The sequence below is a fragment of the Nonomuraea guangzhouensis genome, from assembly GCF_019396345.1.
GTDB lineage: Bacteria > Actinomycetota > Actinomycetes > Streptosporangiales > Streptosporangiaceae > Nonomuraea > Nonomuraea guangzhouensis.
On sequence record NZ_JAHKRM010000041.1, the window covers coordinates 17,773 to 32,378 of the forward strand.

General features: G+C 71.6%; 11 protein-coding genes. 3 read left to right on the plus strand and 8 right to left on the minus strand.

Annotated elements, in window-relative coordinates; all coding sequences use genetic code 11:
* Window positions 1–16 precede the first annotated feature (16 nt).
* Window positions 17–2,785, minus strand: coding sequence for a glycoside hydrolase family 2 TIM barrel-domain containing protein (locus KME78_RS53810; RefSeq protein WP_219537809.1), 2,769 nt, complete (start codon window positions 2,783–2,785; stop codon window positions 17–19).
* A 68-nt stretch (window positions 2,786–2,853) separates the two neighbouring features.
* On the opposite strand from KME78_RS53810, the gene KME78_RS53815 reads away from it, so the two are divergent.
* Window positions 2,854–2,991, plus strand: a complete 138-nt coding sequence (locus KME78_RS53815) for a hypothetical protein (protein ID WP_219537810.1) — start codon at window positions 2,854–2,856, stop codon at window positions 2,989–2,991.
* On the opposite strand, the gene KME78_RS53820 is transcribed toward KME78_RS53815, so the two are convergent.
* Genes KME78_RS53820 through KME78_RS53830 form a run of 3 tightly spaced genes read right to left on the minus strand, consistent with a single transcriptional unit; the run spans window position 2,957 to window position 8,787 of the window.
* Window positions 2,957–4,171 carry a M20 metallopeptidase family protein gene (locus KME78_RS53820; protein ID WP_219537811.1) on the minus strand — a complete coding sequence of 405 codons (1,215 nt, stop codon included), beginning with the start codon at window positions 4,169–4,171 and terminating at the stop codon, window positions 2,957–2,959. The genes KME78_RS53815 and KME78_RS53820 overlap by 35 nt on opposite strands.
* Window positions 4,172–4,227: 56 nt before the next feature.
* Window positions 4,228–5,352, minus strand: coding sequence for an amidohydrolase family protein (locus tag KME78_RS53825; protein ID WP_219537812.1), 1,125 nt, complete (start codon window positions 5,350–5,352; stop codon window positions 4,228–4,230).
* Between the two features lie 48 nt (window positions 5,353–5,400).
* Complete coding sequence (locus KME78_RS53830) at window positions 5,401–8,787, minus strand: phosphodiester glycosidase family protein (protein ID WP_308127485.1); 3,387 nt, start codon at window positions 8,785–8,787, stop codon at window positions 5,401–5,403.
* 227 nt (window positions 8,788–9,014) lie between these two features.
* Between KME78_RS53830 and KME78_RS53835 the strand changes: the two genes are divergently transcribed.
* Window positions 9,015–9,695 (plus strand): hypothetical protein, encoded by a 681-nt coding sequence (locus KME78_RS53835; protein WP_308127486.1) that lies wholly within the window; start codon window positions 9,015–9,017, stop codon window positions 9,693–9,695.
* Between the two features lie 37 nt (window positions 9,696–9,732).
* Here the strand turns inward: KME78_RS53835 and KME78_RS53840 are convergent, their stop codons facing one another.
* On the minus strand, window positions 9,733–10,353 hold the full coding sequence (locus KME78_RS53840; protein ID WP_219537814.1) for a Uma2 family endonuclease: 621 nt from the start codon (window positions 10,351–10,353) through the stop codon (window positions 9,733–9,735).
* A gap of 275 nt (window positions 10,354–10,628) precedes the next feature.
* Here KME78_RS53840 and KME78_RS53845 point away from each other — a divergent pair, with 275 nt between their 5' ends.
* Complete coding sequence (locus KME78_RS53845; RefSeq protein ID WP_219537815.1) at window positions 10,629–11,351, plus strand: VIT1/CCC1 transporter family protein; 723 nt, start codon at window positions 10,629–10,631, stop codon at window positions 11,349–11,351.
* Between the two features lie 67 nt (window positions 11,352–11,418).
* Here KME78_RS53845 and KME78_RS53850 read toward each other — a convergent pair whose 3' ends face one another.
* From KME78_RS53850 to KME78_RS53860, 3 genes are read right to left on the minus strand one after another with little or no spacing between them, the layout of a single operon-like run.
* The gene (locus KME78_RS53850) at window positions 11,419–12,054 is read right to left on the minus strand and encodes a LysE family translocator (protein ID WP_219537816.1); all 636 of its coding nucleotides are present in this window, start codon (window positions 12,052–12,054) and stop codon (window positions 11,419–11,421) included.
* A gap of 24 nt (window positions 12,055–12,078) precedes the next feature.
* On the minus strand, window positions 12,079–12,450 hold the full coding sequence (locus KME78_RS53855) for a spore germination protein GerW family protein (protein WP_219537817.1): 372 nt from the start codon (window positions 12,448–12,450) through the stop codon (window positions 12,079–12,081).
* 15 nt (window positions 12,451–12,465) lie between these two features.
* On the minus strand, window positions 12,466–14,562 hold the full coding sequence (locus KME78_RS53860) for an alpha-galactosidase (protein WP_219537818.1): 2,097 nt from the start codon (window positions 14,560–14,562) through the stop codon (window positions 12,466–12,468).
* Window positions 14,563–14,606: the final 44 nt, after the last annotated feature.

Here is a 14,606-nt window from a genome sequence, read left to right on the forward strand (position 1 = left end):
GTCAGGCTCTACCCCGTCAGACGCTGGATGATCCCGTCGGGTCGAAGCGGAGCCGGAAAGTGGCGGGACCCGCGTGGAGCTCGTACTGCGGCAGTGCGGCCGGCCCGCACGCCGCGGTGCCCACGCCGTGCTGGGCGAGGTCCAGGTTGACGTGCACCCGGTCCCCCGGCTTCAGGTCGGGCCGGTGGCGGGCCGCCTCCAGTTCCGCGGTGGTCCAGCGGCGGGCGGTGAGGCCGAAGACCGGGGCGCCCGTCACTCTGATGCCCTCGGACGGGCTGGTCAGCTCGGCCCAGCGGACGTCCGCCCGGTGCCCGTTCTCCTGCGGGTACACGTACGGCGTCTGCAGCTCCTCCACGGTGGCGGACCAGCGGCCGACCCTGGCGGCCATGCCGGTGTCGGGGTACGCCTCGCCGGGCCCCCGGCCGAACCACGTGACGTCGCCGAACGCCGCGGGCAGCGCCATGACGACGCCGAGCCTCGGCAGGGGTACGGTCCAGTCGCCGTCCGGCTCGACGTCCACCGTCAGCTCCAGTCCACCGCCAGTCGCGACCCACCGGTAGACGACGTGCAGGCCGAGGTCGGTGGCCGCCGGTGCGACCCTGGCGCGTACGGTCAGCCCGTCGCCGGTCTCTATGGCGTCCACCCGGTGGGTGAGCCGGTGCAGGCCGAGGTCTCGCCACCGGCCCGCCAGCCCGCCGTAGGTGTCGTTGTCGATCGGCGCCCGCCAGAGCTCCAGCTGCGGCCCCTCGACCTCGATCCCGAACAGACGGGTGAGCCGCCCGGTGCCGGGGTCGAAGTCAAAGTCCGCCGCTGCCCCGGACGTCAGGCCGTCAACAGCTCCAGACGACAGGCGGGTCTGGCCCCAGGCCACCTCGTGGCCCGCGTCGGCCCACGGCTGGTCGGTGGCGAGCACCGCCCGTACCGTCAGCCATCGCTCCCCGTCCCCGGCGGGCAGGTCGGGCAGCTTGACCTCACCTCCCGCCGCGGGCACCTCGAGCGGGAACTCGGCGACCGGCACGCCCTCCTCCTCGACCACCGCGACGAACCCCAGGTGCGACAGGTCGCGGTAGCCGTGGTGGTTCGCCACCCGCACGACCTGGTCGGCGAACTCGAACCGGACCGGCTCGAACACCTTCTTCAGGTCCAGCAGCCCCGGCGAGGGCGTCCGGTCGGGGAACACCAGCCCGTCGATCACGAAGTTCCCGTCGTGCACCGGCTCGCCGTAGTCGCCGCCGTACGCGTACTCGAACGTCGGGTGCGTCAGCCCGTGATCGATCCACTCCCAGATGAACCCGCCGGCCAGGCGCGGGTACCGCTCGAACAGCTCCTGGTAGTCGGCCAGGCCGCCGGGCCCGTTGCCCATCGCGTGGGCGTACTCGCACTGCAGGAACGGCATGGCGCGCCGTCGCGCGTCCAGTTCGGGGTCGGGCAGCGGCTGCTCCACCCCCTGCCCGATGGCCTCCACCTCGGCGTGTGAGGCGTACATCCGCGAGTACACGTCGGTGTTGGCGCACGACCAGTCGCCCTCGTAGTGGATCGGCCGCGACGGGTCGCGCTGCCGGGTCCAGTCGGCCATGACGGCCAGGTTGCGGCCGACTCCGGCCTCGTTGCCGAGGGACCACATGATGATGCTCGGGTGGTTCTTGTCCCGTTCGACCATGCGGCGCATCCGGTCCAGCAACGCCTCGGCCCAGCGCGGGTCGTCGGTGGGATTGGCGCGCCAGCCGACCTGGCCGAAGCCGTGCGTCTCCAGGTCGCACTCGTCGATCACCCAGAGACCCAGCTCGTCGCAGAGGTCGAGGAAGTCGGGGTGCGGCGGGTAGTGGCTGGTCCTGACCGCGTTGACGTTGTGGCGCTTCATCAGCAGGATGTCGGCGCGCATGGTCTCGTACGGTACGGCGCGGCCGTGCTCGGGGTGGAACTCGTGCCGGTTCACCCCCTTGAGCAGCAGGGGACGGCCGTTGGCCAGCAGCACCCCGTCCTCGATGGAGATCGTGCGGAACCCGACGCGCACCCTCACGGTCTCGCCGGGCAGCGTGACCACGGCCTCGTACAGGCGGGGCGTCTCGGCCGTCCACGGCTCGGCGTCGACGGTGATCTCGGTGCCGGGCGCCAGGTCGGCGATGCCGAGCTCGGCGATGGCGAGCCGGCCGGGGCCGTCGAAGCTCAGCGTGCCACGGCCGTCGGCATAGGAGGCGTGGACGAAGACGTCGGCGGCCGAGCGGGTCAGCGACACGTCCCGGAAGATGCCGGGCAGCCACCACATGTCCTGGTCTTCCAGGTAGGAGGCGGCCGACCACTGGTGAACGCGGACGGCGAGCACGTTGCGGCCCGGCACCAGCCACGGTCCGGCGTCGAACTCGACCGGCAGGCGGCTGCCGGTCGAGAAGCCCAGCTCGTGGCCGTTCAGCCAGACCCTGGCGAAGGACTCGACGCCCTCGAACCGCAGCCGTCCGCCGGTCCAGCCCTCGGGCAGGTCGAAGGCGCGGCGGTGGTCGCCGGTCGGGTTCTCGTTCGGCACGTGCGGCGGGTCGACGGGGAAGGGGTAGAGGACGTTGGTGTAGGCGGGCGAGCCGTGCCCGTGCAGCTGCCAGTGCGACGGCACCGGCAGGGAGTCCCAGCCCGAGTCGTCGTAGCCGGGGTCGGCGAAGTCGTCGGGCAGGTTCGCGCCCGGCGAGAGGCGGAAGCGCCAGTCGCCGTTCAGGTCGAGGGAAGGGGCGTCAGAACGGAGTGCGGCCCTGGGTTCGAGGTGACCCGAACCAGGGGCGAAGTTTTCGAGATCCATCGTCGCTGAGCCTAAAGGTTCTGGGCGGTTTCGTCAGCGATGAGTTTCGTGTCCGTACCGGCAGCGGCATGGCGGAGGCCACCTCGTCGGAGTGGCTCAGGCGCGGGCGGCTGACCCGGCATCAGGTGCACGTGTTCCTGGAGGAGGCGCTGGTCGGGCTGCTCGTCGACATCATTCCGCGAGTGCTGGACGACTCCCCGCCGTGAGGTACCCGGCCAGCAGCGCCTCGGCCGTGGCCGCCACGGCGTCCTCGCGGGGCAGGAAGTCCGCGCTGTGCAGTCCGGCGCCGGTGTCGACGCCGACGAACATCATCAGCGCCGGCATCACCGACGCGTAGGCCGCGAAGTCGTCCGCGCCGCACGAGCGCAGCTCTTCGGTGACCGTCCATCCCCGGTGCCGCAGCAGGTCACCGCTCTGTATGGCCAGCGCCTCGTCATTGGCGAGCACCGGCTCGCCCAACAGCACGCGTACCTCACCGTGGCAGCCGTGCGCCCTGGCCACGTCCTCGGCCACCTGGGTGAACCGGTCGTGCAGGCCGCGGCGCCACGGCTCGGACATGGTCCGCAGCGTCCCCCTGGCCACGGCCTCGCGGGGGATGGCGTTCGGCGCCGTGCCGGCGTTGACCATGCCGAACGTCACCACGGTGGGCACCATGGGGTCGGCCGACCGGCTGACCAGCTGCTGGGCGGCCACGATGATCTGGGACATGGCGACGACCGGGTCGCGGGCCAGGTGGGGGTAGGCGGCGTGACCCTCCGCACCTCTGACGATCAGCTCGAACTCGTCGGCCGAGGCGTTGACCGCGCCCGGCGTGCAGGACACCACGCCGGAGGCGAGCACGGGCTGGACGTGCGCGCCGATCATGGCACGCACCTGGTGCCGGTCGAGCACGCCGGACTCGACCACGTCGAAGGCGCCGGAGGGGTAGGTCTCCTCGCGCGGCTGCAGCACCACGACCAGCGGCGCGACCGCGTCCCAGCTCCAGGAGTCCGTCCGCTCGGGCGAATCCACTCCCTCGTCCACGGCGGCGCGGACCTTCGACACCGCGCGGGCCAGGGCGATGACGGCGGCCAGGTGCACGTCGTGGCCGCAGGCGTGCATGGCTCCGTTCGTGGCGGCCCATCGGACGTTGGTGCGCTCGGCGATCGGCAGCGCGTCGAGCTCCCCGCGTACGCCGACCGCGGGGCCGGGGCCGCCGATCCTGATCACGGCGCCGGTGCCGGCCACGTACTCCACGAGGCCGCCCGGCAGCGCGTCGAGCACCCGTTCGAGCGTCGGCCCCTCCTTGCCCGACAGGCTCGGCTGCGCGTGCAGCTGCCGCCTGAGCTTCACGGCCGCGGGCAGCTCGGCCCGCAGCGCCTCGCGCACCAGTTCCCCCGGACTCACTCACGTACTCCCCTCGTCACTCCTGTTTCCCCCCGCTGCCCATTCCGGCGCCGTCCTCACGTGCCCGGGCCCAGGTCGTACACGCGGCGGGCGTTCTCGGCCCCCACCATGGTCGCCACCCGCACCGCCTGCGCGGCCGACCACTCGCCGTCGGCCACGAGGCCGCCGAGCACCCGCCCCATCGCCCGCCGCCACAGCTCGGCCCCGAGATGGTGCAGCTCGGCGGGCCCCCAGGCGTCGGAGGAGAAGAGAATCTTGGCGAACGGCGCCAGCTCCAGGCTCTCGGCCACCAGCTCGGCGCTGCGCGCGCCGGTATAGGTGACGCCCAGGCCCACGTCGAAGTAGACGTTCGGATAGGCCTGGGCGAGGAACCCGGCATTGCGCTGGTACGGGTAGCAGTGCAGCAACAGCAGCGGCACCCCCGTCGGCTCCGCCAGCTCGATCAGCCCGCGCAGCAGCAGCGGGTCGGACCGGCGCAGGTCCACGTCGGGATCGCCGAAGCCGGTGTGGAACTGCAGGGGCAGCCCGAGCTCGAGACCGGCCCAGATGATGTGGCGCAGCAGCACCGGGTCCCGGAGCCGGCCGCCCTCGGCCAGCCACCGGCCCGCCGCCTCGGTCACCTCGTCCGGGCCGGGCGGCGCGGGGTCGAAGTCGAGGCCGTGGCGGTAGGCGGCGATGCTCTTGAGGCCGCGGGCGGTGCGGGTGCGTTCGTGCAGCGCCTCGGCGAACCGTCCGGCGAACCCGGCCGCGTCACCGTCGGCGACGACCTGCTCGGCCACCGACTCCAGGCGGACGATCTCGTCGGCGGGCCGGCCGCTGACCTCGGCCATGCCCGCCGGGCTGAGGATCTCCTCGCCCCGGTAGCCGGTCTCGACGAGGAAGTGGCCCACGCCGCCGGCCGCCAGCAGCCGCCTGTTGACCTCGGCCGCGCCCAGCCTGACCCGCCTGGCCAGGTATTCCTCGGGCGTGGCGTACGGGTCGAGGCCGAGCACGGGCGCGCAGTGGCGCAGGATCGCGTGGCCGACCTGGGAGTCGAACTGGGTCATCCAGTGTGGCACCGGCCGGTCCGACTCGGTGATCAGCTCCTCGAACGCGGTGCGCGTCAGGTCGCGGGCGGTGGCTCCATGTACGTGGTGGTCGACCAGGGCGAGCCGTTCGATGGTCTCCACGAGGTCGGTCATAGCCTCATTGTGGGGGTCACCCTTCTGAGGTGACCCCCACCCCTGAGGTCAGGCCGCCGCGTTGGCCGTGAGCGCGACCGTCGCCTGGCGGGTGACGCCGCTGACCGTCAGCGCGACCGTCACCTGCCCCTTCCGCAGCGCCGTGAGCGTCCCCGTCGCGGGGTCGAGCACGGCGACGTCCCAGGGCTTGGCGCTCTGCCGCGACCCGATGTGCAGGTTCGGCGAGCCGGACCACGCCACGGACACCGGGTAGGCGGCGGGCACCACCCGGGTGCCCTGCGTGAGCGTGGCCGTCACGGCCGCCGCCTTGCCGACCTGTACGCTCGCGGGGGCCGTGAGCGCGAGATCGTCCACGTGCGGCCGTACCTGGGCGCCGAGCCAGTCGGGCGCGTCGGCGAACCAGTTGCGCTTGACGTGCTCGGCCTCCTTGGCCGTCACCGGGTCGACGCCCCACAGCGACCAGCCGGTGAAGCCGCCGTCGTCGGCCGCGGTGGCCGGGTTCTTGCCGGAGTTGCCGTTGATGAAGTACGGCACCGTGTCAACGTGCGAGGCGTTGAAGGTGCCGACGTGGGCCCCGATGTAGGCGGCGCCCTTGCCGGTGGTCCGCTGGAAGTCGGCCAGCCAGCCCTCGACCAGCGCGGCCTCCTTGCGGTCACCGAGCTGACTGCCCTTGCCGGGCGTGGGGTCGCGCGGCGGCACGTGGAACAGCACCGCCACCGAGCCGACGGACGCGTCACGGGCCGCCGCGTCGAGCTGGGCACGGAGCAGGGCGACCTGGTCGAAGCCGCCGCCCCGGAGGTTCAGCCGCGAGGTGTCGAGCGTGACGAACCGCGTGCCCTTGTGGTCGAAGGTCTGGTACGTGTCGCCGAAGACGGCCTTGAAGTTGTCGATCTTGCCGCCCATCACCTCGTGGTTGCCCGGGATGTAGTGGTACGGCAGGGTCCCGCCGAGCTCCTCGTCGAGGATCTTCTTGGCCAGCGCGAAGTCCTCGGGTGACGCCTCGTCCACCAGGTCACCGTTGATCAGCAGGAAGTCCGGCTTGGCGGCCTTGATCTCCCGCAGCGTACGGCGGGCGTTCTTGACGATGTCGCTGTCCGGGTCGCGGGCCACGAACTGGGCGTCCGACATGACGGCGAACCGCCACGGCATCTTGGCCACGTCGGACTTCACGACCGGGTCGGCGACCTTCTGCGCGGGCGGAGCCGTGACCGACGGCGGCACCTTGGCCACCAGGCCGTCGATGAGGATGTCGTTGGTGTACTTCTGGTCGGTCTTGGTCTCGGCCACGTAGAAGCGCCGCAGCTTGAGCGGGTAGGTGATGCCGGGCGGCACGGCGAACTCGACGTACTTCCAGCCGGTCCAGGTCATGTACGGGCCGCGCAGGATCTGCGACTGCCCCTGGCCGTCGTAGAACTCCAGGCTGGGCCACTCGCCCTTGCCGGTGGAGTTGATCCACAGGCCGAACGCCTGCGGCTGCCCCGCCACCACGATCTGCTGCGGCGGGCTGGCGTAGGCGGCGCGGGTCGCGGTGGACTGGGTGAAGTCGTACGACAGCTTGAGCCCGCCCCCGCTCTGGCCGGGCGCGGCCGACAGCGAGCCGGTGGCCCGGGCGGCGGCGAAGGTCCACTGGGCGGCGTTCTCGAAGTCGGCGACCGGCTTGTCCTCGAAGCCGACGGTGACGGGCACGGCGGTGCTGATCTTGCCGACCTTGGCGGTGATCAGCCCCGCCGTGGTCGCCTTCTTGGACTTGACGGTGAAGTAGCCCTGGTCGGCGGGTGTCACCTCGAAGGCGTCATGGTCGTAGTCGAGCGTGAGGTCGGCCGGTTCGATGGGCGCGGTGTTGCCGTTGTGGTCGTAGCCGACGACGCCGAAGGTGGCCGTGCCGTCCGTGCCGGCCAGGCCGACCCGGTCCACGGTGGTGCCGAGCCGCTGCAGCGGCTGCAGCACGGTGAGCTCCAGCGTGCCCTTGGCGCCGCCGCGGGAGGCGGTGACCGTCGTCTGGCCGGGGACCAGGGCGTGGAATCTGCCGTCGCGGACGATGCCGTGGACCGCCGGCTCGGCGCGCCAGGACGGGGTCCCGGCCGCGGGGCCGTACGTCTCGTCGTAGCCGGCGGCGGTCAGCCGCCGGGTGAGGCCGGGGAAGACGCGGTCGGGGCGGCCGCCGGCGATGGGGGCGGCGCCGGGCGCCTTGGCGGGGTCGCCGGCCGTCTCCAGCCAGAAGCCCTTGAGCTTGCCGCTGCCCTCGGGGGCGAACAGCGCCAGCCCGTTCGGCACGTGGCGCTCGCCGCCGTCGGAGGGGCTGTTCTCGACCTGGACGTCGGCGGAGCCGGGCTCGCGGGCGAGCATGGTGGAGGAGCCGCCGCCGTCGAGGTTGAGCGCGTTCGCGGCGCCGAGCTCGACCATCATGGCGGCCAGCTCGTTGAGCGTGACGCCGCGGCTGTCGACCTGACGGCCGTCCACGGTGAGCAGGTACATCTTCCTGCCGTCGGCGGAGAAGCCGACCGCGGTGCGCGGGTGCGCGGCCGGGTCGGTGGAGTTCTGCACGGCGCCGTCCTTGACCAGGACGTAGTTGCCGCCGACCGCGGCCTTGACCGCCTTGCCGTCCGACGACTTCGGCTGGTACTTCACGTCGACCTTGTCGCCGGCCTTCAACCCGGCCAGGGCCGCCGCGCCGGCGTCACGGCCGAGCAGGATCGTGGTGCCCGCCGGGATCGGGCCGGTGCCCGGTGCCTGGCGTACCGCCGAGACCACCCCGTCGACCAGCTCGACCTCGGTCACGGCGGTGGCGCCCTCGACGGCGCGGGCCCGGTTGTAGGAGCCCCACAGCGGCGTGAACAGGCCGACGCCGCCCGCCTGGACGATCTGGTTGAACTGGGTGAGCGTGACCGGCGTGCCGCCCGCGGGGGTGGCGGTGCCCTCGAAGTACATGTTCAGCACCCGCCCGAGGCCGTCGCCGCTGATCGCGACGGCCTTGTCATGATTGGCGGCGGGCGACTGGACGAGCGAGCCGTTCTGGATGCCGATGCCCAGGGCGGCGCCGGAGCTGTTGATGTCGAAGAAGTCGCCGTTGACGGCGGCGACGGCGTGGGCCCGCTTGGCCGGGCCCGACAGCGGCTCGGTCTTGGACACCTCGCCGGAGTAGACGTAGTCGGCCTTCGCCGCGCCTAAGTCGGCGGTGACGGCGTCGGCCCGCAGCCAGCCGAGCTCGTCGTAGCGGTCGAACGAGGTCAGCGAGATGCCGGGGGCCACCGGCCGGGTCTTCTTGGCCGTCTCCAGCTGCTTGCCGGTGACGGCCTGGGTCAGCAGCGTGGAGGGGGGCGGGTAGGACGACGCCTTGAGCGCGTCCTCGACGGGGGTTTGGGGATCTGCCTGCGCGGGCGCGGCGATCCCTAAGACGAGCGCGGCCGCGGCGGCCGCGTAGCGGAGGGTGTGCACGACCGAACTCAATCGTTCGTGGTTATAACTTTCAAGACTTGACGATGAACTAAAGAAAAATTTCAGCCGCGAGGGTGGCATGTCTGTCACCCCAGGTGTGCGTCTGCGACCACAGGGCAGTCACCTAGAGAGCAAACCGCCCATCACTGGCGTTGTGCCCCTCATCGGCGCAGACTGGAAAGACGGCGATCCCGTAGAGCAGTATCCCGTGGAGCAGTGGAGCACCCGTGGACAATCAGCTTGATCACATGCCGGTTCTGTCACGCGGCAGGCATCGCAACCCGAAGCGCGGCGCCTGTTTCATGGAGCTGGCGTCCTACCTAGCCGGAGAGCGCTGGAGTGACCACCCGGCCTGCACGCACCCGCTGCTGGCCGCACTCGCCCGCTTGGTCAACGACAACACCAGCGACGCGAACCGGGGCCGGCTCGTCGGCCTCGTCCCTTCGATCATCGACCTGGCCACCGACGACCTCCGGGTGGACGCCCGGATCGCGCTGCGGTGCGCGACGACCGCGCTGCCGGTCTCGGCTGCCGAGCGTCAGCTGGCGCTCGCGGTGTCGGTCCTGGCGGCCGAGGAGATGCTGGCCCGGCTCGACGGCAGCCCGCCGGACCGGTTCACCTCGATCGCGTTGAGCGAGGAGAGCCAGCTCGCGATGGCGCAGGTCCCGCACGCGGCGGAGCAGGCCAGGCGCTTCAGCCGCGCGGCCCGGATCACGGAGAAGGGCTTCCGCCGGTACGCCGCCCCGAACGCGGTGCAGCTCTCGGTGGTGGGCATCGTCCAGGCCTGCATCACCGACCCGGACACCCTGCTGCGCAACCTGCTGACGGGCGCCATCGCCGACTGCACGGCCCTGATCCGCGGCACGACCACCGAGACCCCGCGACCCACCCTGCCCACCCACGTCTGACCGCCCCTCTGGGGAGGCGTCATGCCTCCCCACCGGCTCAGACGTCGAGCAGATCCGCCGGATCGAACGACACGGCGAACGGATCCGAGATCGTCAACCTCTCCCCCGCCCCGGCGTGAGCGATCACCTCGTAGCCACCTGCCTTAAGCTCCAGCACCTCGACACGCGGACCTTCGAGCTCGACCCGCAGGAAAACGGGAATGCCCGCCGCCGCGTACTTGCGCGGCTTGACCTCGTAGTCACGCTGGTGATTGCCCGGTCCTGGACTCACGACCTCGGCCACGGCAGCGACCTCCGAGGCGGGAAAAATCACCATCCGGGCCATGACCAGCTCTCGGGGCAGCACGACGATGTCGGGAATCAGCCCGTCTCCCCCGACGGCCACGTTGGCCGCCTCGACCACCACGAGATCCGCTCCGGCCGCCTTCGCCGCCGAGGCGAGCACGGTCCGCAGACCGCCCGCGCACAATGCGTGCAGCCCCATGGCCGCAGGACTCACGACGAAGCTCCCGTCGATCAACTCGATGCGCTCCCCGGAGTCGGGCAGCTTGAGCCAGTCGTCGACGGTGTAACCGGCAGCGTGGGCCAGCGGGAAGAGTCTCGTGCGCCGGGGCGGGCGATGTGCGATCAGCCAGCCTTCATCGGGCAGAGCGCTCATCTCATCGCCGCCTTCCATATGACCGAGTCTCGCACGCCGAACCGGTCTCCTCCATACGCGGTCGCGTGGTCACACCGAGTGACGGAATGACATTACCCTCTCCTGGTTTTCGGCAACAGGTGTTCGAGAGAGTCGACGTCACTTCGCGCCCGGATCCGTACGCACGTTCGCACCCTGGCGCTCCGCCGCAGGTCAGGGAAGCCTCCCCTTCGTTGCGGATCATCGTGACTTCTGCCTAAATTTCGTACTAGGCGTTATTGAAGCGGAGGATGTTCATGACCATCGAGCTCGACCGGCCGTACTCTCCCGAAAGACACCACAGCCACCGAGACGTGACCGGAGGCTGGCTGCGGCCGGCGGTGTTCGGGGCGATGGATGGGCTCGTGTCCAATTTCGCATTGATCGCCGGAGTCGTCGGAGCGGCGGGCGCCGGGCGGGGTGCGGTGCTCGCCGGGTGCGCCGGGCTGATCGCGGGGGCGTGTTCGATGGCCGCGGGCGAGTACACGTCCGTGAAGTCGCAGACGGAGCTGATGCGGGCCGAGATCGCCGTGGAGCGTCGTGAGCTGGCCCGCGACCCCGAGGGGGAGCTGGCGGAGCTGACCGCGATCTACCGGGCCCGCGGGCTGGACGCCGACCTGGCGGGGCGGGTGGCGGCCGGGCTGTCGGCCAACCCCGAGCAGGCGTTGCGGGTGCATGTGCGTGAAGAGCTCGGCGTGGACCCCGATGACCTGCCGTCGCCGTACGTCGCGGCCGGGTCGTCGTTCGGCGCGTTCGCGGCCGGGGCGCTGGTGCCGCTGGTGCCGTTCCTGTTCGGGGCGTCGGGGCTGACGGTGGCGCTGGTGCTGAGCCTGGTGGCGCTGTTCGGGTTCGGTGCGGCGGTGGCGCGGATGACGGCCCGACCGTGGTGGCTGGGCGGCCTGCGTCAGCTCGCGCTGGGCGCCGGGGCCGCCGCCGTGACGTTCGGCCTGGGCCACCTGCTCGGCGTCACGGTCTCGTAAACGGCCACCCCGGCGTCGCCTCTCTCAAAGGCCGCCCCTCATTAAAGGCGGCCCCTCTCATAGGCGGCTACGGCCGGGTGGCGATGGCCAGGTTGACGCCGAGGGCGATGAGGGCCGCGCCCGTCAGCCCGTCGATCGCCTTCCGCACCGCCGGCCTGGCGAAGACCTTGCGCAGCGCTCCCACGATGTTGGCCACCAGGAGGAACCACAGCACGGTCCCCGCCAGGGCGATCACCGACAGCGTCAGCGTGTCGGTCATGGACGCCCCCTCGCTGACGAACTGCGGCACGAGCGCCACGAAGAACAGCGCCGCCTTGGGGTTGAGCGCGTTCGTCAGCAGCCCTTCGACGAACGCCGCCCACGAGCTCCGCTTCCCCGGATCCGCCAGTTCCAGCCGCGGCTCGCCGCCCTTGCGCAGGGCCGCGCGCCACGCTTTGACACCGAGGTACAGCAGGTAGGCGGCCCCGACGATCTTGACGATGGTGAACGCCAGCGCCGAGGCCGCCAGCAGCGCCGCGACGCCGGTCGCCGCGGCCACCACCCAGGCGAACACGCCGACCGAGATGCCCAGGGCCGCCGCCATGCCGTACAGGCGACCGGAGATCGCCGAGCGCCGCACCACGACGGCGAAGTCGGGCCCCGGGGACATGGCCCCGAGCATCACCACACCGCCGAAGGCCACCACTTGCGTCACAGAGGTCATGACGCTCACCTTATGCAAGGAAGATCAGCGCTTGCGGCTCTTGAGGCCTTTCTTGAGGACCGCCCGGATGGTCAGCAGCAGTACGACGGCCACGATCTGGCCGCCGATGACGATGCGGTTGACGTCGATCGCCGGCTGCCAGCGGACGTCGCCGTCCTTGACCACGTACACACCGGCGGGGATGGCGCCGTAACCGAATCCGCCGCCGCTGCCTTCGCCCTCGGGCCCGGCGTCCGGCCCTGAGGAGGCCTCCCGCCTGCCCATTCCCCCGCCACCGCCCTGGATGATCCGGGCGACGGGGATGACCATGACGTCGCCCTGCTCAATCGGTTCGCCGAAGACCCGCCTGACGGTCACGGCGTCCTTCGAGCGCTCCACCAACTCCATGAAGTTCATCCCCACATGCTGACCCTAGACCCGGCGCAGCACCACCATCTCGCTGCGATAGTCGGGGCCGGAGTGGAACCACGTGGACAGGGTGAGCCCGTGGTGCATCAGCGTGGCCCCGTGCCAGGAGCCGTCGGAGCCCGCGTAGACGGCCGACGGGTCGAGCCCGGCCAGTCGGAGCCGCCGGGGCGGCTGCTTGTCCAGCGCGAACGGGTTGTAGGCGAGCACGACCACCTGGTCGCCGAGCGTGTACTGGACAGCGGAGGCACTCTCGCCCGGCGTCCCGGCCAGCCGGTGCAGCGTCCCGTGCTGGATCACCGGCCGGACCGCCTTGTAGTCGGCGATGAGCTGCCTGGCCTCGTCAAGCTCGGCGGCGCTCCATCGGGTGAGGTCGCCGCCGACGCCGAGCGTGCCCGCCATGGCCACGTGGAAGCGGTAGCGCAGCGGCACCTCCCGGTGGGTGATCGGGTTGGGGCTGTCGGTCACCCAGCACGACATCGCGCTGGCCGGGTAGAGGTAGGAGAAGCCCCGCTGGATCACCTGCCGGTCGCGGGCGTCGGTGTTGTCGGAGGTCCACACCTGGTCCGTACGGTGCAGCATGCCGAAGTCGGCCCGGCCGCCACCGCCCGAGCAGGATTCGATCCGGAGCCGCGGATGGCGCCCGCGCAGCTCGTCCATGATCGCGTAGACGCCCCGGGTGTGCTCGATCCAGACCAGGTCGCCGCCCTCGGCCCAGCCCGCCTGGCTGAAGCTGCGGTTCATGTCCCACTTGAGGTAGTCCAGGCCGTACTCGCGGACGAGCTGGTCGAGCCAGCCGAGCGCCCACTGGCGCACGTCGTCGCGGGCGTAGTTGAGCACGAGCTGGTTGCGCATGGTGTCGAGGCGGCGCTCCGGGTAGTGGAGCACCCAGTCGGGGTTCTTCCTGTACAGGTCGCTGTCGGGGTTGACCATCTCGGGTTCGACCCAGAGCCCGGCGCGCAGGCCGAGGTCGTGTACGCCCTGGAAGAGGGGGCGCAGGCCGTCCGGGAAGCGCTCGGGGTTGGGCCACCAGTCGCCGAGCCCTCGCATGTCGTCGGTGCGGGCGCCGAACCAGCCGTCGTCCACCACGAACAGCTCCACGCCGAGGTCGGCGGCGCGGCGGGCCAGGTCGAGCTGGCCCTGCTCGGTGACGTCGAACCCGGTGGCCTCCCACGAGTTGTACAGGACGGGCCGTTCCTCGCCGGGTGTGGGCAGGACGTGCTTGCGGGCGTAGTCGTGCCAGGCCCGGCTGGCGGCGCCGTACCCGCCGGACGTGTGCAGGCCGAGCGCGGACGGGGTGCGCAGCGACGCGCCGGGGCCGAGCGGCCAGGTGAGGCCCTCGTGGCCGAATCCGGCGCTCACCGCGACGTCGCCTTCGGGGCGGCGCTGCGTGGTGAGCCGCCACGAGCCGCTCCAGGCGAGCGCGACGGTCCAGACGTCGCCGGTGTCCTCGGTGGCGTCGCCGAGCATGATCCACGGGTTGGCCTTGTGCGAGGTGGTGCCGGTCCGGCTGCCGAACGTGGTCTCCCCCGCCGGCAGGACGCCGCTCTGGAGGTGCGTCTCGCGGCCCCATCCTCCGGCGGCTCCGGTGTAGTGGAAGCCCGCCTGCTCGGGGATCACCCAGCTGCCCGAGTCGAGGCGGCGCAGCCGTACGGGCGCCGCCGACTCGTTGGTGACGCTCACCCAGCGCTCCACGACGTCGCAGTCGTCGTGGACCCGTACGTGCAGGCCCACCCGGAGGCCGTAGGCGTGGTCGCGCAGGACCACCTCTATCTCGTTCTCACCGAGGACGGCGTCGTCGAAGCCGAGCTCGACGGAGCGGACCTCACCCTCGTAGACGGCCTGGAGCGAGGGCACGCCCCAGCGCCGGCCGCCGTCGACGGGCAGCAGCTCCGAGGCGTCGTCGGGGTCGAGGAAGCCGGTGACGATCCAGCCGGGGGCGTGCTCGGTGACCTGGCCGAGAGCCGCGGCGGGTAGCCGCGGCCCCCAGTACCACTGCACGACGCGCGTGTCCTCGTCGGACTCGACGCCGAAGACATAGGAGGTATTGCGGGTGAGTGCCGCCCACGTGTGCGCGTGGGCGGGAACGGGGATGAGGGGCATGCCTGCGATCGTCGGACCTTTCGGCTCCGCCGTCAATGCCGCCC